The organism is Pseudomonas sp. JH-2 (assembly GCF_036231725.1).
Taxonomy (GTDB): Bacteria; Pseudomonadota; Gammaproteobacteria; order Pseudomonadales; family Pseudomonadaceae; genus Pseudomonas; species Pseudomonas delhiensis.
The window spans coordinates 1-22,621 of the sequence record NZ_JAZAQP010000024.1; the positions used below are offsets into that span (position 1 = coordinate 1).

Below are 22,621 nucleotides of genomic sequence, written 5' to 3' on the forward strand. Positions count from 1 at the left end.
CAGGGGCAGTACTTCGACGCGGAGACGGGGCTGCACTACAACACCTTCCGCTACTACGATCCGGTGGTGGGGCGGTTTGTGGGGCAGGATCCGATTGGGTTGGGCGGAGGAATAAACATATACCTATATGGACCAAATCCCTTTCAGTGGATAGACCCGCTGGGGTGGTGCTCTACTAAGCTTGGCAACAATATGGGGGCACGACCAGGGGATGGGATGGCCAATCACCATCTTATCCCTGAAGAGTTAATGAAACATGCAGACTATGCCCCTATGTTTAACCGTCTAAAAAGTATGGGCTTCGATGGAGACGGGGCATCCAATGGTATCTTCTTGCCGGGAAGCTCTGATTTAGCTAAAAAAATTGGACTTCCCGGCCACTGGTCAAATCACTCAAACTACACTGGCACAATAAAAACCGAACTGGACAAGCTAAATAGACTCTTTAGCACCGGAAATCTAAGTGACACTCAGCTAGCTTTGGGAGTAGGCAGAATTCAGAGCATGGCAAAAGAAGGGCTAGAGAGTGGAAAGTTTGTCATCGACAAAATAACTGGAAGACTTCTATGAATAATCCCACTTACTACTTCATAACTTACGCTGCCAACAAAGGAAACTCTGAACACATCCCAATGGAGATAAACCATCCAGAATGGGAGTGGAACACGTACGAACCCCACCCAGAGTCAATTACAATCCAAAAAGACTACAAAATAAAAATTACTGACAGACATATAAAAGAATTTAATGCAGACTTCTACGGAACCAATACTTATTTCGTATCAGAAAAATTCATAGAAGCCTGTAATGAACTGAACGTCAAGTATAGAAAAATCCCGATTGAAATCAAATTCTCCAACGGAGAGCGCCCTCCAAAGAATTATTACGTATTTCTTCCCGCCCAGAACCTCTCTCTTCTTGACACAGAGAGATCCATTTTCCAAGAAGAGAAGGATATCGAGACTGGAAGGCCGATGATAAACAATCTCTTCCCCCCAACACCGGTTTATAGCTGGATAAAGAAATTCTCTCCACTAAGCACAAAGCTAGATCTATTTCGCTGCACAGAAACAATGAGCCTCGCCTGCAGCGAAAGATTTAAAAACAAACTAGAACAGCAACAAGCCTCAAACATAACATTCCAACCAATAGATGAAAAATATCGCTATGACCCATGGGGGGAAATCACTGACTAGAAACTGCCAACTCAGTTCAAAGCTATTATTTAAGAAAAGGATTTCATAATGAAATGCCCTCACTGTTCCACTTCCATCAGCCCCTTCTCCCCCGCCATCATGGGCCCGTCCAAGCCCGGCGGGGCAAGGGAATGCAAACAGTGCAACAACAAGTTCAGCATCACCGCTGACAAGAAAATCGCCGTGATTGCCGCCGTAGCGACGGCAGTAGTCGGTTTCTTCGTGCTGCGCCCCATTCCAACCGTAGGACCAGCCCTCTGGGGTTTCGCCACGGTACTGGTGACCTTCCTCGCCGCGGCGCGGCTGAAGAAGGCCTGAGCCACAGCCACCCACACGGATAACCATGACAGGAGGTCCCATGGAAAGCATCCCGCAAACCCAACCCAGCCAAGGCAACCTCAAGCCGAAATGGCAGGAACGCTTCGCCTTCTATGACCAGCACGGCGGCCCGCGCAGCGAAACCTACAAGCAGGCCCTGCGCGCCCTGCCCTTCGGCAAGCGCATCCTGATCAACGCCAGCCTCCTGGCCTTCTTCTTCGGCCCCATCTACTGGTTCGTCCTCGGCTTGTGGAAAAAGAACCTGGCGATGCTCGGCATCATCTTCGCGGTGGGCATCCTGGAGGGTCTGTTCGAGATACTGACCGGCATCGAGATCCCCCGCGCGCTGGATAACGGCATCGGCATGGGCTTCGCCGCCTGCTACGCCGTCATCACCAACTACGCCTACTACCTCAAGCAGGTCAAAGGCCAGCAAGGCTGGAATCCCTTCGAAGGCCAGCGGATGCTATAGCCATGCCTCAGTTTGCTCTCTAATAATTCGCTGAAGATTATACCGGACTTGGTATAGTCAAGACTGTTTTACTTTACGGCTTGCTAGAAACACCAAACACAGGAGTGGGCCATGATAAATACAGGAAAACTAGAAGCTGAACGGGGCCATAGCTTCCCAAAATCAAGAATATTTATATCAAAAAAGTTCCTGCGAGTTATTCATACCCTGTCGATTTGAAAAATTGATGGAAAATTTTTATATCTATTTAATCCATCAATAAGAGACTGACAAATGTACTACTACATAGAACCTGAAGTCAGCGGCGGGATCGGCAGAAACTCGCTAATTGATACATCAGTACACCCGCCTCTTGTCACCAGACTAGACTACGAATTTGACGGATGGCTGGGTGATGACCTTATAGAGTCGCTCCCCTGCTTTATTGCTTCTGAAAACCTCAAAAGCCAGCTTGAAAAAAGCGCCTTGTCCGGATTCAAATTTGATACAGCGGAGATAACCAAATCCGAAAATTTCAATAAGACTTACAAAGGAAAAAATCTCCCTAAATTCTATTGGCTAAAAATAACTGGAAAGGCTGGACAGCAAGACTTTGGGATTGCTGATGATTTTCGCCTGGTGGTTTCCGAAAACGCCCTTGTTACGCTGCACAAGACAAAAATAGAAAAAGCGAGCATAGAGCAACTTTAGCAATAAATCAAACAGCGCACCTTCTTATTCTCTTCAACTGTATGCAGAAAATCTGAACTGCCTAACTCATACGAATAATCATGACAAGCTCCTTATAGAAGACACCCGGACAAACACACAAACAGGAGTTGTGAGAAATTGAAATCAGTCAAATGGGTAGAAGATCAGATTTTAAGCATAAAGATCGACGAAGGAATTTATTCCCTAGCCCAAATGCGGAAAAATTCACTAATGGAATTCTTCGATGTCCGCCGAGACAGCGATACATGGAAAAATATAGACCTCAACAAAGAAAATATTATTTTTTGCTTATTCGTAACAGAAAAAAAGATCAAGCCAATCTTTTCCTCAATCGTTGACGCGAGCAAGGTGTCACCCAACAAGAGACCGATCAAAAAGAAGATGCTGAGCGCCATATTTGGTCAAGGTCCCAAGGGCGGAGCTAAGCTAATCGAACTGACAGATAACTATTCGAGCTACCAAGCAAAAATCATAAAAGACAACTTATCCATCACAACAGATATTTCCGAAATATATGATAACGAACTTTGCGGAATGGTTGGAGATCCAGAAAAAATAAGAAAACGCCTCATAATCTATTTCAATACAGGCGTAAACTGGGACGAATCCAAAGGCTTTATATTCAGTGGCGTACCTCTACCGCCACCAACAAGATAAAAAGAACAGCGACGAAGCAACCAGACCACCTAATCCGCCGCCGCACCTACCATGGCGGCCACCGGGTAGCCAAGGCCATGGAGCGCGACGGCACGACGAAAAGCACCAACCGGCAAGGCGGTGACGAGCGCACCTACTACTTCCACACCGACCAGATCGGCACACAGCTGGACATCTCCGACGAGGACGGCAAGCCACCTACAAGGCCTGGGGGAAGTGGAACGCTATACAAAGCAGAACCTGAGGTTCCAGGGGCAGTACTTCGATGCGGAGCCGGGGCTGCACTACAACACCTTCCGCTACTACGATCCGGTGGTGGGGCGGTTTGTGGGGAAGGATCCTAGAGCTCTAGCGGGCGGAACCAACCTGTATCAATATGCGGCAAGTACACTCGAGAGCGATATCGCTACCTATATAAAGAAAAACGGCGCAGTAGATGTTGATATCTCCTTCATATACAAAAATGGCGGAACCCGTCCAATATCTATAATTTACGACGAATACCAGAACGATTCGAAGATAATTAATAAAATATTTTCAAACTAGAGAACAGGCATGGACAAAACAAACGAAGCCAGAGCCCGAATCAAAGAAGTCATGGATGCCATGAAGCTTTGGGAATCCGAATACCACACTGAAAAAACAAAACTTATCTTAAATGGCGATGAAACGGAAAACCTAGACAACAAGGCCAGACACAAACTTAACGAGATATTAGAGAAGTACGTTATTCAAGAGGGGAAAAACTATGGAAGGCTCATTGATCTCGGCACAGGAGATCCTACGACTTATGACTTTGACACAGACCAGGTAATTAATATCGAAAATTCGAAGAGAAATATAGTATACACCCACACCCGCTCTGCAGGATTCAAAAACCAATATCGAATAACCATGCAGGAGACTCCAGAAGGATGGAAAGTCAAGAAAAGAGAACTACTCAATCATAAAGAAAAATGGACTGCAGTACCCATATAATATTTACTATTTATTAGACAAGGAATTCTATCCAATGAAGTATCCTCACTGCGCTACCTCCATCACCCCCTTCTCCCCCGCCATCATGGGCCCGTCCAAGCCCGGCGGGGCAAGAGAATGCAAACAGTGCAAAAAATAGTCAAGGCCGCTTTGCTTTACGGCTTACTAGAAACACCAAATACAGGAGTGGGCCATGATAAACACAGGCAAACTAGAAGCTGAACTGAGCCATAGCTTCCCAAAATCAAGAATATTCATGTCGCCAGAAAAAGTTCCTGCGAGTCACTCATACCCTGCCGAGTGGAAAGGTTTCGGCGTAACACATGCATACTCTCCGTGGATACCTGCGAAGTGGGAAAGATTCAAGGATCACCTCCCATGGACCTTCAACCTATTGAAAAAAGTCCTTATAGGAACAGCCTTGCTTTCAGACGACGAGCCTAAACTCATCTATATATTCAGAGACACTGATGGATTTTATTTTTATTTAGGAGCACCTCCAATCTCAAACAATAGGCCTCAAAAAGCCAAAACCCAGGAACTACCTGAAGATATTAAGTATTTCTATCTAAACCTGCATAACGGATTCACTTTCTATCCTTCCCAATCCATGGGCCCTCTCCCTATTGAGCTACAGGTCAACATATCGGACCTTTACGATGGAGACAGCCCAAGCTTTATTTCAAAGTTAACAGGTCTACTTCACAATGGTGCAGGCGACTATCTTTGCATAAACCCTCAAAAAAAGAGTGGGCATGCTTCGATCTGGTGGCATGAGGCCCCTGACAAAATAGAAACCGGATTCAATTTTTGGAAAGTAATGGATACTTGGATTTCTGTATTTCTAGAAGACACCATCATTCAACGAGAACTGTAGCCTCCAAACATAATCGAATACCTCCTGACGGAAGAGAAAGGATGCTCACACCCGACCCGAACCGATTCTTCAGGCAATTGCTTTCCGGCTTGCTCTGCTGGGTGCTGATAGGTGGCGCAGCCGTCGGCCTGATGCCGATGCTTCTGCTGCCCTACCTGCTGATTTGCATGTGGGCCTTCGTGCGTTTTCTGCGAGTATCTTGCGTCAGCGAGCGTTTCCTCGATTTTGCCAGTACCGCACTCATCAACTGGCTCGCAGTCTGCCCGATGCTGGGCCTGGTAATGGGGATCGCGGCTTTTCAGCGCCTGGGTGGACAACCGCAGTTGCAGGCACTCGGTATGGCCCTCGTCCCCAGTGGGCTGACGATAGCGGCCTACTGGCTGGTAGGGCTCCGCCGCAAGTTCACTTCACCGTTTCAGGTCCGTCACGAACAGGTCAGCTACTCCGAAGACGACGACAAAAGCCTTGGTGCTTGGACCGGCGGTATCGCAGCCGCGCTTTCCGCCACGGTGATGGCAATGCTAGGCGAACCCGCTGACAAGGCCCATGTCGCGCTCTGGCTCTATGGATTCTTCGCAGTCACCTCCCTGTACTACGTGTACTACCTGCGCAATGCCATTCCTGCGCTCACATCACTGGCCAGCCAGGAACGCAGTCGCGTCAAACCATTCATCTTCGAGAACCTGCCGCAGATTCGCGCGTGGCGCCAGCGCTTCTGGCTGGCCAGGTTGATCGCCTGGCTGTCACGGACACTCGGCTAGGAAAGATTCGGACTCGATGCCAAGCCCCATGGCTCTGCCGTAGCCACACCCAACCACCTAGACACCAGGCGGCAACTTCGAGCGCATCGCCTTGCGCCGGTCCAGCATCTCGCCATCCACCACGAAGGTGCCATCACCGACAGCATGCAGGGTACGACGCTCCTCGCGCCTGGAATCGACATAGGCGGCGATGCCGTCGAGTACCACTATGTTGTGCCGCTCGATCACGTCGACCACCCGGCACTCGATGTTCGCCAGGCACTCGCCAATCAGCGGCGCGCCGACATGCCTAGCTGGCAGGGCGGTCAGCCCGAAGCGGGCGAACTTGTCGGTGTCGGCGCCGGAGCAGGTGCCTATGCCGACCACGGTGTCGAGCAGGTCCACGGAGGGAATGGCGATGACGCACTCGCGGGTCTTCTCCAGGGCGGTGTAGGAGTAGTTCCAGGGCCCGGTGGTAAGGGCGAAGCGTGGAGTGAAGTCGACCACCATGGTCCAGGACAGGGTCATGATGTTGCGCTGGCCGTCGTCGCAAGTGGTGACCAATACCAGCGGGCCGGGCTCCAGGAGGGTGAAGGCCTTCTCCAGCTTCAGCGCTTTCATGGCGAGGGTTCCTCGTTGCGTGCTACGGCGAGGGATGGAGACCACTGGTGGTGTGGCCTTTCTTCCCCCCTCCCCAGGGGCGTGGGAAGTAATAGCGTAGGCGTTTTCCCCGAGCCACGTCACTGGACTCGCATTCAGCTTGCGGATACCTGCCTGGCACCCTGTCCGGGCCTGGAAGTGGAACCTTCATGCTTCAGGAAAAAACCTTCCGCGCAGGCACGCATTTCCGAATGTCGGCCGGCCAGCGCCAGCCGCATCATTTCAACTTGAAGTTCTTCCTGCTCCACCATGAAATCCAGAAATGCCACGGTCTCGGCCGGCCCCGACTGCCGCAGGTCGCGCAGCCGATCGACATAGGCGATGGTCTTTCCGTGAACGAACTTCACCAGCCCAACCATCAGGCACCGGGGTACCGACGAAACGATCCAGGCCTTCAGCTTCGTCGGTAATCCCGGGGTGGGGTCCAGCCCCCAGCGCAGCGCCGCGGCTTCGTATCGACGAGCATTCAGGATTTCCAGGTCCCAATAGGCCTGCCAGAACATATGCCAATCACTTCCCCTGCAACGCGCCGCCATCCGCCTTACGGTTATCAGCGCGAACGAGCGATTGGCGAGTTCCTGGCGGAACCCCTCGATGAATTCCTTTGAGGGCATGAGGTTCTCCAACTTGAATTCGACAGGTATTTTCAAACCCTGAAAATGGCCAGCCCGCAAAGCGGGCGGCTCAGCAGCCCCGTTCCTCCCCCAGGGGACGAAGCGACTCATCGAAGTCGTCCAGCCTTGGGAACTTCAGCGCCTCGCGCTGCTCGAGGGTAACGAGGTGCCGGGCGTACTCATTCAAGTACTCCCGGCGCTCCGCCGCGCTTATGTATGGGACGTGATAGGCAATGAATGGCGGCAGGACCTCGAGCCCGACATAGGCGAGCATTCCCTGGTGGATGGGGCGCAGCAGGGCTTCCATCTCGCCATGCACGGCGCCTTTGCCGAACATATGGCGCTGCCCGCCCAGGCTGAAGGCGAGCATCGCCCTCTTTCCCTTCAAGCCGCCTCGGTCGTAGATCCGCCGCCCGCCATAGCAGAACCCGGACACAAAGACCCGGTCGATCCACCCCTTCATGATGGCGGGCATGCCGAACCAGTAGAGGGGGAAGTTGAAGATGATCAGGTCGGCCCACTTTATCTTTTCGAGCTCCACCTGGATGTCCGCCGCCAACATGCCGTTGTTGTGGTTGTGCCGTTGCTCCAGCGCATAGACCAGATATTCGCCATTGGCTCGATGTCCGAAATCCTCGGCGGTGGCAACCGGGTTGAACTTCTGGGCATAAAGATCGGAAACGACCACTTCGTGCCCCTGCTCGCCCAACACCATGACCGCGAGGTTTTTCAGCGCGGCGTTGAAAGAGGCCGGCTCGTTGTGGGCATGTACTATCAAGACTTTCATTGCTTTCCAGACTTCCGTTTTTGACAACTGGGTGGCCGCCCTGGTGTCCGGCGAACGCGCCAGCGGACACCAGGGCGGCCCGTTTCTATTGGGTAATCACCCCGGCGGGCCCGAACAGCAGCAGATGCCCATCCGCCCGCGGCGCCAGTGCCGACAGGTTCAGGCGGTCTTCCCGTCGTGCGGCAGCGAAGCGCGCAAGGCTGGCGTCGGAAAGCGCGACGAGGCCGCCATTGCCGACCAGCGCCACGCGCCCATCGGCCAACTGCGCAACGGCCGTGATCGCCTCGTGGCTGCCACTGTCCAGCGCCTGCCAGTGCTCGCCCAGGCGATCGCCGAGCAGCACCCGGCCGCTCATGCCGGCCAGCAGCAGCCGGCCGTCGCGCAGCCCCGACCCGCTCCACAGCGAGCCGCTGGCGCCGGTGTCGAGCGCTTGCCAGGTCGCGCCGCGGTCCAGCGAGCGATAGGCGTGCCCCTGTTCCGCCGCGATGAACAGGCCGCCATTGCTGCCGGCGAAGATGTGGTTGAGATGGAAGTCGTCACCTTCGGCGGTGACCGCCAGGCGTCGCCAACTGCGCCCGCCGTCCTCGGTCTGCGCGGCGTAGCCGTAGGCGCCGACGACGATGCCGTGGCGGGCGTTCTCGAACCACACCGAGAGCAGCACCGGCTTGTCGTCCAGGCGCTGCTGCAGGGCCCAGGTTTCGCCGCCGTCCTCGCTGTGCAGGAGCACGCCGCCATGGCCGACGGCCCAGCCCTGGCGGTCGTCGACGAAACTCACCGCCGTCAGCAGGCCGTCGACCGGCACGCTGCGCGCCTGGCGCCAGGCATCGCCATCGTCGGATAGCACGACCACGCCATGGTCACCGACGGCCACCAGGCGCTGGCCGGCCCCGGCCACCGCGACCAGCGGCGTGCGCTGCGCGGCGTCCAGGGCGATGGCCGGGCTTTGCGTTTCGGCGGCCCAGGCCTGCCCGGCGAGGCTCAGTACCAGCGCGGCCAGGAGCGGGCGCAGGGGTTGGATGCTGGACATTCGCGCGTCCTCCATTCAATGGGCGATCAGGGGCGCGCGCACCGGCCCCCGCCGCGGGATCAGGGTTTCCAGCAGTACGGCGATGGCCGGCAGCAGGGTGATGGCCATGAGCATGTTGGCCATGAACATGAAGGTGAGCAGCAGCCCCATGTCGGCCTGGAACTTCAGCGCCGAGAAGGCCCAGGTGGCGACACCGACCGAGAGCGTCAGCGCGGTGAACACCGTGGCCACGCCCACCTCGCGCAGGGCCTGCTTGAAGGCGTCGACGATGTTCTGCCCGGCGGCCAGGTGCATCTGCAGGCGGTTGTAGATGTAGAACGCGTAGTCCACACCTATGCCCACGGCGAGCACCATCACCGGCAGGGTGGCCACGGTCAGGCCGATGTCCAGCGCCTTCATGAACCAGTAGCCGAGGAAGGTGGCCAGGGTCAGCGGCAGGCAGCAGGCGACCATGGCCCGCCAGTCGCGGTAGACGAGGAACACCAGCAGCAGGATGGTCAGGTAGACGTAGAGCATCATCGGCAGCTCGGAGGCCTCCACCACCTGGTTGGTGGCGGCCTGCACCCCGGCGTTGCCGCTGGCCAGGCGCACGTTCACGCCCGCCATGGGGTGGCTGGCGCGGTAGCTTTCCACCGCCTGCACCACGCGGGTCAGGGTGGTGGCCTTGTGGTCGGCGAGGTACAGGTTGACCGGCAGCAGCGTGCAGTCGGCGTTGTACAGGTGCAGGGCTTCGGGCACCTGGCGCACGGCTTCGGCGAGGGACAGTTCGTCCTGCGGCAGCGCCGCCCATTTCGGGTTGCCCTCGTTCACCCCGGAGGCCGCCAGCTTGGTCAGCGCCGGCAGCGATTGCGCCGAGAGCACGCCGGGCACGTTGCCCAGGTACCAGGTCAGGCGCTCCACGTAGCGCATCACGTCGTGCTGGTAACAGCCGCCGGCCGGGGTCTCCACGGCGACGGTGAACAGGTCCAGGCCCAGGGAGAAGTGGTCCACGACGCTCTGTACGTCCTGGTTGTAGCGCGAGTCGGCGCGCAGTTCGGGCGCCCCCGGCAGCACGTGGCCGATATGGCGGCCCTGGCTCTGCCACACGGCCACGGCCATGAGCAGCAGGCACAGTACGCCGCCGATGGCCGCGTTGCGCGGCTCGGCGATGCGCCCCAGGCGGACCATCAGCCCGTCGCGCGCGCGGCGCAGCCTTTCGACGCGGGCCACGTAGGCGGCATCGAAGCGGAAGTAGCTGGCCAGCAGCGGCAGCATGACCAGGTTGGTGACGATCTTGTAGGCCACCCCCACCGAGGCGGTGATCGCCAGCTCGCGGATCATCGGGATGGGCACCAGCACCAGGGTGGCGAAGCCGACGAAGGCGGTGATCAGCGCCAGGGTGCCGGGGATCAGCAGGCCGACGAAGCTGCGCCGCGCGGCGGTCAGGCCGTCGGCGCCGGCGCAGACTTCCTTGGCGATGTAGTTGACCTGCTGCACCCCGTGGCTCACGCCGATGGCGAAGACCAGGAAGGGCACCAGGATCGCCAGCGGGTCCAGGCCAAAGCCGAGCAGCGTGAGGGTGCCGAACTGCCAGACCACCGACACCAGCGAGCAGCACAGCGGCAGGAAGGTCAGCACCCAGGAGCGCGTGTACCAGTACACCGCCAGCACGGTGAGGACGAAGGCCAGGCCGAAGAACGCCACCACGCTCCTGGCCCCGGCGCCGATGTCGCCCATCTGCTTGGCGAAGCCGATGATCTGCACGTCATAGTCGGCGTCGGCGTACCTGGCGCGCACCTGCTCTTCCAGGCGCTGGCTGAACTCGAGGTAGTCGAGGCGCTTGCCGGTCTGCGGGTCCGGGTCGGCCAGCTCGGCCACCACCATGGCTCCGGAGTAGTCGTTGGCCACCAGGCTGCCGACGAAGCCACCGATGATGGTGCGCTCGCGGATGCCGGCGATGGCGCGGTCGTCCAGGGTGCCGACGGTGACGTCGCCGCCGACCACGTCCTCGGCCTTCATGCCCTCCTCGGTGATCTGCACCGCGCGGGTGTTCGGCGTCCACAGCGAGGTCACGCTGCGGCGGTCGATGCCCGGCATGAAGAACAGCGCCTGGGTGAGGTCGTACAGGCGGGTCATCGCCTGCCTGTTCCAGATGTCGCCGTGCCTGGCGTGCAGTACCACGATGATGCGGTTGGCGCCGAACAGCACGTCGCGGTACTGGTTGAAGGTCTTGATGAACGCATGCTGCTGCGGCAGCTGCTTGTCGAAGCCGGCCGACATCTCCAGGCGCGAGGCGTAGAAGCCCATCACCAGAGTGATTACGGCCAGCAGGCCGAGGGTCGCCAGGCGATGGCGGAAGAGAAGGCGCTCGAGCGCCGACACCAGGTAAGCCAACATGGAATGCCTCGATGCAACGAGTGCCGCGGGCGCCGGCCAGGGGCCGTCGCCGGCGGTCTACTGCCAGGGATCAGAACGAGTAGGAAACGCTGCCGCCGAGGAAGTCGCGGTCAGCCATCAGGTTGTTGGCGCCGCCGCCCCAGAACTGCACCCACTGCAGGCCGCCCTTCCAGCGGTCGCGGTAGTTGAACAGCAGCGAGGTGGTCAGCGACTTGCGGCCCTCGACGAAGGGCGAGGCGTTGGGCGAGGTACCGTTCACGTCCTGGCTGAAGTCCAGCTGCGGGGTGACGGTGACGCCGCTGCCGAACAGGTCCGGGTAGTTGATCCCGAACTCGGTGACGTAGCCCCAGGAGGCCTTGTCCGGCAGCGCGTAGTCCGGCAGCGCGTAGGGCACCTTGCCGGAGGTATCCAGGCCCGGGTAGTAGGTGACGACCGCCTCGGCCATCATGAAGCCGTCGGAAGCGCCGAGGCTGGTGGGGATGAAGCCCAGCACGTCGTTGGCGGAGAAGGTGTAGATGGCGTTGAGGTCGGCCTGCCACTTCCGCTCTTCGACGAAGCCCTTGTTCACCCCGGTGTCGAACACGCTGTACTTGTTGTAGCTGCCGGTGAAGGCGCTGCCGAAGGGCACGGTGGGGTCGATGGCGACGCTGTCGTGCGGGCGGTACGACAGCTCGCCGGCCACGGCCACCGGGCCGAGCATGGTGTTCATCGACAGGCCGAAGAGGTCCTTGTCCTCGCCGTAGTTGATGAAGTAGTCGTCCACCACCAGGTTGTCCGGGTCCTTGCGCGCGGTGTAGCCGATGAAGGGCAGCTTGTCGTGGTAGCGCTCGTAGAACAGGCCGAACTCGGTGTCGATGCCCTCCGCCCGCCAGCGCAGGGCCAGGCCGTACTGGCCGCCGTTCTTCGCCTCGCGCTCACCCGCGTAGGGCACCGCCAGGCCCGCGGCTACCAGGTCGGCCGTGCTCAGGCCGCTGCTCAGCGGGTCGCCGCAACGCCCGCTGGGGGTGGCGGCGCAGGTGCCGGGCAGGATGCCCTCGACATAGTTGGTCGGATAGTAGATGGCGCGGCGCCCTTCCCCGGCTACGTCCGCCGCGGAGAAGTAGGTGCCCACCGGGTCGAGCGCGTAGGCGTTCCACTTGAACTGGTAGTAACCCTCCAGGTTCAGGGTGTCGCTCAGGCCCAGGTTGAACGAGGCCATGGGCGCCGGGATGAACACTTCCTTCAACTGGGTACCCGGGGTGTGGTACTTGGGCAGGCTGAGGGCGTTGATCTGGTTGATGCCGCCGGTGACGAAGATTTCCTCGCCCCAGCTGATCACCTGGTTGCCCACCTTGACCTTGGCCGGCATCTGGCCGAGGTCGAAGCTCCTGGCCAGCCACAGGTCGAGCAGGTCGAAGCGCTCGGTGGCATCGCGCCTGGCGGTGTCTTCGAGGTCGGTGCGACGGGTGTCGTCCATCTTGAAGTCCCTGGCCCAGGCGACCCGGCCGAGGGCGCTCCAGCCGTCGCCGAACTTCAGGCTCAGCTCGTGGGTGCCCTTGATTACCTGGGAATAGACGTCGTGCTTGTGGTAGTTCAGGTCACCGTCGTCGGCGTTGCTGTAGTTGATGTCGGCATTGGCGTAGCCGTTGCCCCTGGACAGGTTGTAGTAGCGCCCAAGTTCGGTGTTGGCGCCGTTGTTGCAGCCGCCGCTGTCGCTGCCGACGAGATTGCAGTCCGGCGACTGCAGGCGGGTGGCGAAGCCATAGGAAAGCGTTGAGTCGAAGCTGCCGGAAACGCCCGCTTCGGAGCCGAAGACGAAGGCCTGGCCCGGCTGCGCCCACAGCAGGCCGGAAGCCGCCAGCAGGGCCAGGGTCGAGGTATTGCGGGCGCGCAGCATCCCCTGCGGCGCTTGCGCGCCGCACTTGTCGTTCTTGTTCATGAGGTTTCTCCGGGCTGATCAGCGTTCGCCGCGGCGACGCAATTCGTTGGCGCTGAACATCTTGTCGCTCACCCGCCCCTGCAGGCCCGCGGGGAGGTCGAGGGCCTCCCCTTCCTGGGTGAAGCCGTCGGCGATGTAGCGGCGCGCGATCAGGTCGTAGCTGACGTATTCGAAGTTGGTGCAGGCCTGGATTTCCGGGTCGGCCCAGAGGCTGCCTTCCTGGAAGCGCCAGAGGTTGCCCTTGGCGTCGTACATGTCGACGTACAGCAGGCTCCAGCTGTCCTCGTCGATGAAGAAGACCCGCTTGGCGAAGGAGTGGCGCTTGTCGGCCTTCACGGTGGCTTCCACCACCCACACGCGGTGCTTCTCGTAGCGCTGCGCGTCGCGGTTCAGGTAGTCCTGGCCGATCAGCTGCTCGTACTTGTTGGCCTTGTCGACCAGCTTGTAGGAGTTGTACGGCACCAGCATTTCCTTCTTGCCGACCAGCTTGAAGTCATAGCGGTCCAGGGCGCCGGTGAACATGTTGATCTGGTCGACGAAGTACAGGCTGTCGGAGCCGGCGATGGGGTTGTCGTAGGCGAACGAGGGCGCGAGGCGCACGCGGCGCTGGCCGGGGAAGTAGATCCAGGAGTCCTGCGGCTTGTCCAGGTAGGCGTGCACCAGGTACATCTCGCCGGCGCGCGACGAGGGCGAGAGCACGTCGTAGAGCAACTTGGCCTCGATGCCGCCGGTGTCGGCCGGGCTTTTCACCGCGGGGTCGTTCCACGGGTAGTACTCATAGGCCCACTGCTTGACTTCGGTGAGCGAGCCGCCCTTCTCGCGCATCAGGAACGAGATCTGCGCCCGCCGCCCCTTGGCCATGTAGCGCAGCTTGTAGTTCCACATGACCTCGATGCCGCTCTTCGGCAGCGGGAACGGCACCGCCGCGCCGGGTGCCTGCTCCAGGCGCCAGCCGTCGCTACCGATGCGCGCCTGCCCGGCGAGTTCCCTGGTGCGCTGCGCCACCTCGGTGGGAACGGCGCAGCTGCGATGGGTGGGATAGACGTCCAGGCGATAGCCCGGGTAAGCCTTGATCAGCGCCACCTGCCCTTCGGGCAGCAGCGCCTGGTACTGCGCGAGGTTCTTCGCATCCACGTGGTACAACGGCTTGTCGGCGGCATAAGGGTCGCCATGGCCAGGGCTCCAGCCGGCCGGCGCCTGGGTCAGCCCGCCGTTCCAGGCCGGGATGCTGCCGTCGGCGTTGCCGGCCTTCTCGGCACCGACAGGGGTGAGCGCGCTGCCAAGCTCGCCCGGGCCAGCCGCAGCGGCGCCCTGCGCCTGAACAGTACCAAGGAGCGCCAACAGCGCACCGCCCAACAGCGAAAGCGGGAGGTTTCTCATGAACTTCTCCTGGAGGAGCTTTTTGTGTTTATCGGGAAGCAGTTCGAGGTGCCCCAGAGGGGCTCGACATCGGGCTCGCCTGGAGTGCAAAGCTATCCAAAGCGGCGCGGAGCGACTTGCCAGTAGAGGCCAGGGAAATTGGCATCTGGTGCCAATCGCGAGCGGGCCCGGCAGTGGAAAGCGCGGCTGATGCCGCCGATACCGGCCCTCCTCTCCCGCCAATCCCCAAAGGCCTTTGCCTTTCCGGCTCACGGGCGCAGCGCATCCCTCAGCGCCTCGCCTGTTCGGCCGCCGGCAGCGACAGGCTGGCGAGGTAATCGATGATCGCCCTCCGGTCCTCCGCGCTGCGAATCTGCAACGCGATGCCGCGCATCCAGATGCCCAGTGGGTCCGCATGGGCATCGCTGCCGCGTGTCCCGTCCGTGTAGTGAGTGAGCTGGCGGTCGAGGTAGCTGGCATCGAGGATGCGCAGGCTGGGGGTCTTCAGGTGGGCGAAGCCTTCGGCTTGCAGGCCGTGGCAGGCCGCGCACGAGCCCTGGTAGAGGGACTCGCCATGGGCGGTGCCCGCGCTTTTGCTCGCGCTGACCTTGGCGGCCTGCTGTTGTGCGTAGTGATGGGCCAGGCGGTTGAAGTCGGCTTCGTCCAGGCTGGCTACCACAGCGCGCATCTGCACGCCCTGGCTGTCTTGCGGGTCGTAGCCACGCTGGCCGGCCTTGAAGGCGCGCAGTTGCTGGAGCAGGTAGTCGACCTGCTGGCCGGCCAGGCGCGGGGCGCCGAGCACGGCGTTGCCCTGGCCCTGGTCGCCGTGGCAGGCGGCGCAGGTTTCGACGCCGGTACCGGCTTCGGCGCGAATGTGGAGCGTTGCGGCGAGCAGAAGCAGGCCGACACGGGTACATGCCTTCATGGGTTCAGGTTCCTTCGCGCTTCTGTTTTTCTTGCTGGGCGATGCGTTCGAGCAGGTCGCGGCGGACCTGGCCGACATCGGCCGGCACGCGCTGCCGCCAGCCGTGCAGCTCCGCCCCGCTGTAGGGTTGGAAATCGGCCGGCAGCTGCTCCCTGTCGAAGCGCTCCAGCATCCAGTTGAGGACGCCGGCCAGGGCGTCGTCGGAAAGGCCCGAGAGCGCCGAGCCGGGCACCTGCACCAGGTATTCCCGCCCGCCCGGCACGCCGAGGAACTTGCCCAGTTGGCCGGGGAACGCCGGCACCTGGCGCTGCGGGTTGCCGCTGCCGTCGGGCAGGTGGCAACCCTGGCAGTTGAGCATGTAGTCCAGCTGGCGCGGCTCGGTGGTCCAGGCGCTTGCCGGGCCCACCAGCAGCAGTGCGGCGAGAGCGGCGCGGATCGGGGAGCGGCCGGCCATGGGCTTATTCCTTCACCCCGATCACCACCGACAGCGAGCAGTGGTACGGCATGTCGGCCTGGCTGCCGGAACACCAGTTGAGGTCGTTGGAGCTCTGCGGGCGGTACAGCGGGCGGTCGCCCTCGTCGCGCTGGCACACGCAGCGCCCGCAATTGCTCTTGCCGCAGCAGTCGTTGTAGGAAATCACGTAGTCCTTGCCGTCCGCCGGGTTGCGGCAGGTGCCGATCCAGGTGATGTCGGAGCGCACCGTGCCCGGCGGGCAGCTGTTCACCGTGCCGCCGCAGCAGCTGCAGAGGAAGCCGTCGATGGCGCAGTAACGCCAGTAGTCGCAACTGCTCGGGTCGCCGTTCTCCACCAGGCTGGAAGCCCCCGGCTGGGCGAAGGCGCCGCTGCGGAAAACCGGCAGCAGGGTCGTCGCGCCGGCACCGGCCAGCAGCGTGCCCAGGCCGCCGAGGAAGCCCCGCCGCGAGGTGCCGCGCGCGACCTTGCGGGTCAGCAGCTCGGCGGCTTCGTCGAACCATTTGATCGCCATGCTCAGTGCACCTGCTTGTAGAGGGGAGTTCCAGCCGCGTGGCGCGCGGCCTCGAAGGCCTGGATCGAGGCGAAGCCGAGCACCTGGGCCTCGAACAGGCTTTCCAGGTGCTCGCGGGTATTGATCAGGCCGTGGGTGACCACGGTGCCGCTGGTGTCGATCAATACGCCGTAGGGCAGCTTGCTGATCTGGTAGGCCAGACCGACCTCGCGCGACAGCAGGTAGGGGAACGCCTGCAGGCGCTGCGCCTCGATGAAGGCCTGGTGCGCGGCGACCTCGCCGTCGCTGGCCAGCACTATCCGCAGGCGCTCCTGCTGGCGGATGGCCTTGAGCACCGGCAGCAGGGTCTTGCACACCGGGCAGGTCTCGGAGAGGAAGAACAGCAGGGTCGACTGCCCCTGGGCATTGGCGCCGCCGAGGCTCACCGAGCCGCCGGTGAGGCTCGGCAGGGTGAAAATCGGCGCCGCCTCCCCGGCCTTGATGGCCTTGCCCAGGGACAGCGCGCCCACCGGGCGGATACGTTCGTGCAGCAGGCCGACCTGCCGCGCCAGGGCGCAGACGGCGAGGACCAGGGCCAGGTTGAGCAGCCAGGAAAAGCCGCTGGAGACGATCAATGCGTAAGTCATGTCCATCACGGTTCCCCCAGGGATGCACGGTTGGAGATCAACAGGTTGGCCAGCAGGTAGAGCGCCACGCCGCTGGCCAGGGCGAAGCCGAGGGTGACGGCGTCGAACCACACCAGCGGGCGTTCGCCCATGGGCGCCAGCAGGTTCAGCGCCGGCAGGAGCAGCAGCAGGTTGCGCAGCACCAGCGCCCGCCCCGGCGGCTGCGGCCGGCCACCGAAGTGGCAGCCGCAATCGGCGATGGCTACACCGCGCCAGGTGACACCGGCCAGCACGGCGGTATAGAGCGCCAGCAGAATCGCGGCAGGCGCCGCCGCCCAGGGCTGCCAGGGACTGGCCAGCGCACCGCCGGCGGCCAGCAGTTCCAGGCCCGGTAGCAGGCCGACGAGAACGGCGCGCAGCCTGGTGGGCAGCAGGCCGGCGAACGCCGCGGCGTAATCATCGAGGACGCGCGCGAAGCCCTGCGGATCGCGCAGCTTGTGCAGGCCGGCGCTACCCAGCAGCAAGGCCAGGGCGCAGGCACTGCCCAGGTGCACCAGCGGGTCGTGCAGGCAGGTCGCGATCACCATGGCGCCACCGCATTGAGGAAGCCCAGGGGAATGTCGCCGATGCTGCGCAGGTGCTTGCCGCTGTCGGCGTCGTAGAGGTTGATGCCCTGGCGCAGCAGCGGCATCAGGCCCTTTTCGCCTTCGGTCAGGTAGACCCAGGCGGTGAACAGTCCAGGCATGGGCACCATCCAGTCGAGGCTGTAGAGGCGCGGCCGCTCGCCCTGGCTGACGCCGATGGCGGTGCTCTGCTCTTCCAGCTCGATGCGGGCGAGGCGCGCGTGGGTGCGGGTGTCGAACACCCAGACCTCGGTGCCGGGCTTCTGGTAGTTCTCCGGCTTGTCCTTGTGCATCAGCACGAACAGCCTGCCGCTGCGCTCGTGCAGCGCGGCGCCGTGGTTGCCGGCCACGCCCCAGCCGTCGGCGCGCTCGGCATCGCTGAGCAGCGACCAGTGCCGGGTCGCCTCGACGCCCTGGGCGGTCATGCGGATGCCATAGGCATCGTTGTTCTGGGAAACGAAGTACCAGGTATCACCCAGGCGCGAAGCGGTGGTCAGCAGCGCGTCCTTCACCGGGTCGAAGGCCGGCGCGGTACGTTCCTGCAGGGCGGCCTGGCCATTGTCGTCGAGGCGCAGGTGGAAGAAGCCGCCGTTGCCGCAGATGGAATAGAAGTCCCGCGGGCCGGCCGGGTAGATGGAGGCGCAGCCGGGGGTGGCGACCTCGCCGACGAAGCGGTTGCGCTCCAGGTCGACGACGGAGATGGACTGCGCCGGGGTGAAGTTGAGCACCAGCAGGAAGCGCTCGTCGTCCGATAGCACGCTGAGCCCGGTGGAGATGAGCGCGGTCATGCGCTTGGGCGGGATGGCGATCTCGCGCTTGGGGCTGAGGGTGTGGGCGTCGTAGACGGTGACCACGTCCGTGCGGGTGCCGCGCACGCCGCGGCTGAAGTAGATCTCGCTGGCGTAGAACTCGTCGCGCTTGTGCGACAGCACCAGGCCGTTGCTCCATATGCCGGTACTCACCTGGCCGAGGTTGCGGCCGTCGTCGGCGAACAGGAAGGCGCGGCCGTCGACCATGTTGGGAGCGTTGCTGCCCCAGATCCAGAACCAGTGCTGGCCCTGGTGCGCGCCCAGGGTTTCGACGTGGGCTTGCTCGGGGACGAACTGCGCCAGCGCCGGCAGTGCCAGGGCAGCCAGCGAGAGGCCACCCAACAGGGCGCGCAGCGAGCGCTTCCACAGGGCGGGCGGGCGCTTGCCCCGGCTCGTCGATGGCTCATGGGCGGCGGGGCGGTCGGGCTCGCCCCGCCCTGGCAGGCGGGTTGGCATCTGGCGTCAGTCTCCTGGGTTGCGGAAGCGCTCGATCCGACGGGCGAGCGCCACCCTGCCCTGCGCCTGTACGTCGGCAAGAGCGGGTCGGTCGCTTCGTCGGTCATCTGGCCAGCAGCGGAAAAATCGCGGTTGACTGCATCGGTGGCGATGCGCTGCGCCGCGGTTCCATACGCTGCTGGTTTCTGTGCGTATCTGGCTGGAAAAACTATTCAAAGCGGCGCCACCGCGGCTTGCCAGCAGGTGACAGAGTCGTTGACATCCGATGCCAATCGGGGGGAGCCGCCCCTGGGCGCGACGACAGGCGCCCTTGCCCGGTGATGCCGGGCTTACCAGGCATGGCCCGAAGCGATTATCGTAAACAGCACGTGGGATGATTCCCCAACCACCTGGCCCGGCAACGCCAGGCGCGGGAAATCACCGACCGGTCGACCGAAGCGGTCGGCGGCGGGACCTTCGAAACGGACAGACGAACGACAAGAACGATAAGGCTGTGGCACCTATGAAATCCGCCCGTACGGTGATGTCCGAGAACTTCTTCCGTCGCTTCAGGGATTGCTTCGAACCCCACCTCGCCCCGCTTGGCATCGATGCCCGGGTACTGGAGCGCGGGGACATAGAAATACCCGGCGAACAGTACGTCGCCCTCTGGGAGGCGGCGGGGCAGTCGAACCCCAACGTCGGGCTCGAACTCGGGTTCCAGACCGAAGCCGACGATTTCGGTGCCCTCGGCCACGCCCTGTACTGCGCGCCCAGCGTCGAAAAGGCCCTGAAGACCCTGCAGCAGTTCATCGTCGTCTTCGCCCAGGAGTCGATCTTCGACTTTGCCTGCGACTCGCGCGAAGTCACCGTGGAGTATCAGGTCACCGCTCCGACCGTCCTCCAGCGGCGGCAGGACGCGGAATTCGCGATCGCCTGCGTCCTGCGCATGCTGAACCTGATCACCAGCAGCACCATCAGGCCACTGCGCATGGACTTCGAACACGACCGGCCCGCGGACACCTCGGTGCACAAGCGGATTTTCCAGTGCCCGCTCTACTTCAACCAGCCCACGAACCGCATCCACCTGCCCCTGCAGACCCTGCAAATGCTGGTGGTGCGTGGCAACGAGCGGCTGTACAAGGCACTCGAGCCCTACCTCGAACGAGAGCGCGAGCAGCGCGCCGTGTCCGATGAACTACTCGCCCAGGTCACCCGGATGATCGCGACCGAAATGAGCAGCGGCGCCCCCTCGCTGGACGAGATCTGCGAGCAGCTGAACCTGAGCCGACGTACCCTGCAGCGGCGCCTCAAGGACCATGGCATCGAATACTCGTCGCTGGTCGAAGACGTGCGCCGGGAACTCGCCCTGGCGTACATCACGGACTCGGACTACTCCATGACGGAAATCTCCCTGCTGGTCGGCTATTCCGAATCCGGCTCCTTCACCCGCGCCTTCCGACGCTGGACCGGCCGCTCGCCCCAGCAATACCGCGCCAGCAGCCGGCCACGCGCCTGACCGCGCTCCCCTTCCCGACTTTGGCGCGCGCGGCCCAAATGGCTGGCACCGGCTGACAATTCATCGACTCGCCCCGCCACTACCCTGATGCCGTCCTTTCGAAACCGACGGCCTCTGCACTGCGCCGGAGAAGGCCCCGCGCGGCCTCCTGGCCAGGCCCTGCAAACGACGTCGCGTTCCCAATCCCCGGCAGACGAGAAAAGAGCATGACCGGCAACAGCGACCCGCTTCTGGGCAGCAAGTCCTTTTGGCAACACGACTACGGGCACTACTCGCCCAACCCTGCCCTGAAAGAAAACCTCAAGGTGGACGTGGCGATCATCGGCGCCGGCTACACCGGCCTGAATACCGCCTGGCAGTTCAAGCAGGACAACCCCAACGCCCGAGTGGTGGTGCTCGAAGCCGCCGTCGTCGGCTTCGGCGCCAGCGGCCGCAACGCCGGCTTCAGCACCAGGATGTTCGGCCTGGAGCCCGAAATGGTGCTGTTGCGCTGGGGAAAACAAAAGATGATCGAGGCGCACCGGTACCTGGAGAAAGCGGTGGCCCATACCAGGAGCCTGATCGAGGAAAACGGCCTCGATTGCGACTACCGCCACAACGGCCTGGTTCGCATGAGCTACTCGGAGCAGCAGGCCAATCGCCTGAAAAAGAGTTATCAGCTGTTCCAGGAACTGGGCCTCGATGGCGACATGCGTTGGCGGGAGAAGTCACAGGTTCATCAGGACTTCCATTCCGAACGCTTCAACAGCGGCATCTATGAATCCAGCACCGGCTACCTCAACCCCTGCAAACAGGTGCGCGCCCTCAAGGGGCTGGCCGAGTCGGCGGGCGTCACGATCTACGAAACGACGCCCGTGACGAACATCGAAAGAACGGCCTCCGCCATCGGCCTCACAACACCACAGGGCAAGGTCACAGCCGACAAGCTAGTGGTGGCGACCAACGCCTACTCACGGCAGGTGCCGGATACCCGCGCGCTCAAGACCCGGCAGTTCCCGCTCTGGACCTACCAGATCGTGACCGAGCCACTCAGCGACCGGCAGTGGCAAAGCATCGGCTGGAAGGACCGGCAGTCGTTCGGCGACAACCGGCAGATGCTGCATTACTTCCGCCCCACCGTGGACGGCCGGATCCTCATGGGCGGCGGCGACGCGATCGTCTACAGAACGCCACCGATGGACGAGGTCCCCTCTCCCATGAGCTGGCAGCACTGCGAAGCCCACCTGAAGTGGATCTACCCTCAACTGAAGGACGTACGCATCGCCTACCGCTGGGGCGGCCCGGTCTCGGTGAACGTGGACATGGTCCCTGAAATCAGCTTCGTCGGCGACGAACGCATCATCTACTCGGGCGGCTGCTTCGGCCACGGCGTCGCACTGACCCACCTCAACGGCAGAACCATCGCGGACCTGCTCAACGGCGAGAAGACCGAACTGACGGACTTCTGGATAGTGAACAGGAAATCCATCCCGATGGCCGGCGATACGCTCTTCTTCCTGGGCGGCCGGGTGGCTCGGCAGGCGCTCAAGGCGTGGGATTGGTGGGAGGAGCGGGGGTTGAGGGAGAGGTGAGCGGGTGGCTGTTCCGGGGGGGCGGTTTCTCGATGCTTCGCCGTCGATGGCAAGTTATGTCGACGAGCTATAGGCAACCCGGCGGTGTGATCCTGTCGCAAGGAGGGGCGATCCCGTTTCCCCTGCCGGGTAAGTTCCGGGCCTGCGGCAATTCATGTCACGGCATGGCGGGGGATTCGAACACTCGATCCCTTGTACCCCATGCAAGCTTCCAGGAAAACCACCAAGGCATTAATGTATTGATTTTAAATTAATTTTTTACTTTAAAATCAATACTGATAGGCGTAAATTGACAAGAATCTACGGCTTTGGCAACTCAGGAATGCGGGCTCCAGATGGGTTTTGCACACCCAAACCAGCGGAAATTCCATCACACATGCCCCAAAAGCATGATGATCCTCCTTCGTGCAGCACCTGCAGGCGGGTTTCGTCGCAGGGCAGAACCGGGTAGCCCAGCA

Annotated in this window: 25 protein-coding genes; 12 read left to right on the forward strand and 13 right to left on the reverse strand. The window is 61.4% G+C overall.

From position 1 onward, the window contains the following. The 10 genes from VV867_RS17255 to VV867_RS17300 all read left to right on the forward strand — a co-directional run. Window positions 1-570, forward strand: a 570-nt coding sequence (locus VV867_RS17255; protein ID WP_328567091.1) for an RHS repeat-associated core domain-containing protein, incomplete at its 5' end; no start/stop codon positions are given. Next, window positions 567-1,196 (forward strand): Imm43 family immunity protein, encoded by a 630-nt coding sequence (locus VV867_RS17260; RefSeq protein ID WP_146219586.1) that lies wholly within the window; start codon window positions 567-569, stop codon window positions 1,194-1,196. The genes VV867_RS17255 and VV867_RS17260, both read left to right, overlap by 4 nt. 48 nt (window positions 1,197-1,244) lie before the next feature. Next, window positions 1,245-1,514, forward strand: coding sequence for a hypothetical protein (locus tag VV867_RS17265; protein ID WP_141137700.1), 270 nt, complete (start codon window positions 1,245-1,247; stop codon window positions 1,512-1,514). A gap of 40 nt (window positions 1,515-1,554) precedes the next feature. Continuing rightward, window positions 1,555-1,986 carry a DUF2628 domain-containing protein gene (locus tag VV867_RS17270; protein WP_109933388.1) on the forward strand — a complete coding sequence of 144 codons (432 nt, stop codon included), beginning with the start codon at window positions 1,555-1,557 and terminating at the stop codon, window positions 1,984-1,986. Window positions 1,987-2,259: 273 nt separating this feature from the next. After that, entirely contained in the window at window positions 2,260-2,676 is a 417-nt protein-coding gene (locus VV867_RS17275) for a hypothetical protein (protein ID WP_328567092.1), read from the forward strand. Window positions 2,677-2,814: 138 nt separating this feature from the next. Next, window positions 2,815-3,354 carry a hypothetical protein gene (locus tag VV867_RS17280; RefSeq protein ID WP_328567093.1) on the forward strand — a complete coding sequence of 180 codons (540 nt, stop codon included), beginning with the start codon at window positions 2,815-2,817 and terminating at the stop codon, window positions 3,352-3,354. 216 nt (window positions 3,355-3,570) lie between these two features. Further along, the gene (locus VV867_RS17285) at window positions 3,571-3,900 is read left to right on the forward strand and encodes an RHS repeat-associated core domain-containing protein (protein WP_442965038.1); all 330 of its coding nucleotides are present in this window, start codon (window positions 3,571-3,573) and stop codon (window positions 3,898-3,900) included. 9 nt (window positions 3,901-3,909) lie between these two features. Then, complete coding sequence (locus VV867_RS17290) at window positions 3,910-4,332, forward strand: NTF2 fold immunity protein (RefSeq protein ID WP_328567094.1); 423 nt, start codon at window positions 3,910-3,912, stop codon at window positions 4,330-4,332. 193 nt (window positions 4,333-4,525) lie between these two features. Next, a complete protein-coding gene (locus tag VV867_RS17295) occupies window positions 4,526-5,209 on the forward strand; it encodes a hypothetical protein (RefSeq protein WP_328567095.1) in 684 nt (227 codons plus the stop codon). 41 nt (window positions 5,210-5,250) lie between these two features. Further along, entirely contained in the window at window positions 5,251-5,970 is a 720-nt protein-coding gene (locus tag VV867_RS17300; RefSeq protein ID WP_328567096.1) for a hypothetical protein, read from the forward strand. Window positions 5,971-6,027: 57 nt separating this feature from the next. Here VV867_RS17300 and VV867_RS17305 read toward each other — a convergent pair whose 3' ends face one another. The 13 genes from VV867_RS17305 to VV867_RS17365 form a co-directional block, all read right to left on the reverse strand. Beyond that, on the reverse strand, window positions 6,028-6,570 hold the full coding sequence (locus VV867_RS17305; RefSeq protein WP_109933382.1) for a flavin reductase family protein: 543 nt from the start codon (window positions 6,568-6,570) through the stop codon (window positions 6,028-6,030). Between the two features lie 134 nt (window positions 6,571-6,704). Further along, entirely contained in the window at window positions 6,705-7,334 is a 630-nt protein-coding gene (locus tag VV867_RS17310; RefSeq protein WP_256595830.1) for a hypothetical protein, read from the reverse strand. Continuing rightward, window positions 7,294-8,010: an NAD(P)H-dependent oxidoreductase gene (locus tag VV867_RS17315; RefSeq protein WP_109933381.1), complete on the reverse strand. Its 717-nt coding sequence runs from the start codon at window positions 8,008-8,010 to the stop codon at window positions 7,294-7,296. Before VV867_RS17315 ends, VV867_RS17310 begins: the two co-directional genes overlap by 41 nt. An 85-nt stretch (window positions 8,011-8,095) precedes the next feature. Further along, window positions 8,096-9,037, reverse strand: a complete 942-nt coding sequence (locus VV867_RS17320) for a WD40/YVTN/BNR-like repeat-containing protein (RefSeq protein ID WP_109933380.1) — start codon at window positions 9,035-9,037, stop codon at window positions 8,096-8,098. A 15-nt stretch (window positions 9,038-9,052) separates the two neighbouring features. Beyond that, window positions 9,053-11,413 (reverse strand): efflux RND transporter permease subunit, encoded by a 2,361-nt coding sequence (locus VV867_RS17325; RefSeq protein ID WP_275629635.1) that lies wholly within the window; start codon window positions 11,411-11,413, stop codon window positions 9,053-9,055. 70 nt (window positions 11,414-11,483) lie between these two features. Continuing rightward, window positions 11,484-13,331 carry a DUF1302 domain-containing protein gene (locus VV867_RS17330; RefSeq protein WP_109933378.1) on the reverse strand — a complete coding sequence of 616 codons (1,848 nt, stop codon included), beginning with the start codon at window positions 13,329-13,331 and terminating at the stop codon, window positions 11,484-11,486. 18 nt (window positions 13,332-13,349) lie between these two features. Then, window positions 13,350-14,711 carry a DUF1329 domain-containing protein gene (locus tag VV867_RS17335; protein ID WP_328567097.1) on the reverse strand — a complete coding sequence of 454 codons (1,362 nt, stop codon included), beginning with the start codon at window positions 14,709-14,711 and terminating at the stop codon, window positions 13,350-13,352. 268 nt (window positions 14,712-14,979) lie between these two features. After that, window positions 14,980-15,615 carry a c-type cytochrome gene (locus tag VV867_RS17340; protein WP_328567098.1) on the reverse strand — a complete coding sequence of 212 codons (636 nt, stop codon included), beginning with the start codon at window positions 15,613-15,615 and terminating at the stop codon, window positions 14,980-14,982. A 4-nt stretch (window positions 15,616-15,619) separates the two neighbouring features. Then, a complete protein-coding gene (locus VV867_RS17345) occupies window positions 15,620-16,069 on the reverse strand; it encodes a c-type cytochrome (protein WP_109933375.1) in 450 nt (149 codons plus the stop codon). A 4-nt stretch (window positions 16,070-16,073) separates the two neighbouring features. Beyond that, window positions 16,074-16,595, reverse strand: a complete 522-nt coding sequence (locus tag VV867_RS17350) for a methylamine dehydrogenase light chain (protein ID WP_371921126.1) — start codon at window positions 16,593-16,595, stop codon at window positions 16,074-16,076. 8 nt (window positions 16,596-16,603) lie between these two features. Next, a complete protein-coding gene (gene mauD / locus VV867_RS17355; protein ID WP_109933955.1) occupies window positions 16,604-17,227 on the reverse strand; it encodes a methylamine dehydrogenase accessory protein MauD in 624 nt (207 codons plus the stop codon). A 5-nt stretch (window positions 17,228-17,232) separates the two neighbouring features. Beyond that, window positions 17,233-17,793, reverse strand: a complete 561-nt coding sequence (locus tag VV867_RS17360; RefSeq protein ID WP_109933373.1) for a MauE/DoxX family redox-associated membrane protein — start codon at window positions 17,791-17,793, stop codon at window positions 17,233-17,235. Then, window positions 17,787-19,094 (reverse strand): amine dehydrogenase large subunit, encoded by a 1,308-nt coding sequence (locus tag VV867_RS17365; RefSeq protein ID WP_328567099.1) that lies wholly within the window; start codon window positions 19,092-19,094, stop codon window positions 17,787-17,789. Before VV867_RS17365 ends, VV867_RS17360 begins: the two co-directional genes overlap by 7 nt. 523 nt (window positions 19,095-19,617) lie before the next feature. Here VV867_RS17365 and qhpR point away from each other — a divergent pair. After that, a complete protein-coding gene (gene qhpR / locus VV867_RS17370; protein WP_328567100.1) occupies window positions 19,618-20,592 on the forward strand; it encodes an AraC-like transcriptional regulator QhpR in 975 nt (324 codons plus the stop codon). Between the two features lie 206 nt (window positions 20,593-20,798). After that, on the forward strand, window positions 20,799-22,163 hold the full coding sequence (locus VV867_RS17375; protein ID WP_328567101.1) for an NAD(P)/FAD-dependent oxidoreductase: 1,365 nt from the start codon (window positions 20,799-20,801) through the stop codon (window positions 22,161-22,163). Window positions 22,164-22,621 lie beyond the last annotated feature (458 nt).

Bases quoted from the DNA above. Each gene is read 5' to 3' on its own strand.
- VV867_RS17260 (WP_146219586.1), top strand. From the start codon at position 567: ATGAATAATCCCACTTACTACTTCATAACTTACGCTGCCAACAAAGGA.
- VV867_RS17265 (WP_141137700.1), top strand. From the start codon at position 1,245: ATGAAATGCCCTCACTGTTCCACTTCCATCAGCCCCTTCTCCCCCGCC.
- VV867_RS17270 (WP_109933388.1), top strand. From the start codon at position 1,555: ATGGAAAGCATCCCGCAAACCCAACCCAGCCAAGGCAACCTCAAGCCG.
- VV867_RS17275 (WP_328567092.1), top strand. From the start codon at position 2,260: ATGTACTACTACATAGAACCTGAAGTCAGCGGCGGGATCGGCAGAAAC.
- VV867_RS17290 (WP_328567094.1), top strand. From the start codon at position 3,910: ATGGACAAAACAAACGAAGCCAGAGCCCGAATCAAAGAAGTCATGGAT.
- VV867_RS17295 (WP_328567095.1), top strand. From the start codon at position 4,526: ATGATAAACACAGGCAAACTAGAAGCTGAACTGAGCCATAGCTTCCCA.
- VV867_RS17300 (WP_328567096.1), top strand. From the start codon at position 5,251: ATGCTCACACCCGACCCGAACCGATTCTTCAGGCAATTGCTTTCCGGC.
- VV867_RS17305 (WP_109933382.1), bottom strand. From the start codon at position 6,570: ATGAAAGCGCTGAAGCTGGAGAAGGCCTTCACCCTCCTGGAGCCCGGC.
- VV867_RS17310 (WP_256595830.1), bottom strand. From the start codon at position 7,334: ATGAGTCGCTTCGTCCCCTGGGGGAGGAACGGGGCTGCTGAGCCGCCC.
- VV867_RS17315 (WP_109933381.1), bottom strand. From the start codon at position 8,010: ATGAAAGTCTTGATAGTACATGCCCACAACGAGCCGGCCTCTTTCAAC.
- VV867_RS17320 (WP_109933380.1), bottom strand. From the start codon at position 9,037: ATGTCCAGCATCCAACCCCTGCGCCCGCTCCTGGCCGCGCTGGTACTG.
- VV867_RS17325 (WP_275629635.1), bottom strand. From the start codon at position 11,413: ATGTTGGCTTACCTGGTGTCGGCGCTCGAGCGCCTTCTCTTCCGCCAT.
- VV867_RS17330 (WP_109933378.1), bottom strand. From the start codon at position 13,331: ATGAACAAGAACGACAAGTGCGGCGCGCAAGCGCCGCAGGGGATGCTG.
- VV867_RS17335 (WP_328567097.1), bottom strand. From the start codon at position 14,711: ATGAGAAACCTCCCGCTTTCGCTGTTGGGCGGTGCGCTGTTGGCGCTC.
- VV867_RS17340 (WP_328567098.1), bottom strand. From the start codon at position 15,615: ATGAAGGCATGTACCCGTGTCGGCCTGCTTCTGCTCGCCGCAACGCTC.
- VV867_RS17345 (WP_109933375.1), bottom strand. From the start codon at position 16,069: ATGGCCGGCCGCTCCCCGATCCGCGCCGCTCTCGCCGCACTGCTGCTG.
- mauD (WP_109933955.1), bottom strand. From the start codon at position 17,227: ATGACTTACGCATTGATCGTCTCCAGCGGCTTTTCCTGGCTGCTCAAC.
- VV867_RS17360 (WP_109933373.1), bottom strand. From the start codon at position 17,793: ATGGTGATCGCGACCTGCCTGCACGACCCGCTGGTGCACCTGGGCAGT.
- VV867_RS17365 (WP_328567099.1), bottom strand. From the start codon at position 19,094: ATGCCAACCCGCCTGCCAGGGCGGGGCGAGCCCGACCGCCCCGCCGCC.
- qhpR (WP_328567100.1), top strand. From the start codon at position 19,618: ATGTCCGAGAACTTCTTCCGTCGCTTCAGGGATTGCTTCGAACCCCAC.
- VV867_RS17375 (WP_328567101.1), top strand. From the start codon at position 20,799: ATGACCGGCAACAGCGACCCGCTTCTGGGCAGCAAGTCCTTTTGGCAA.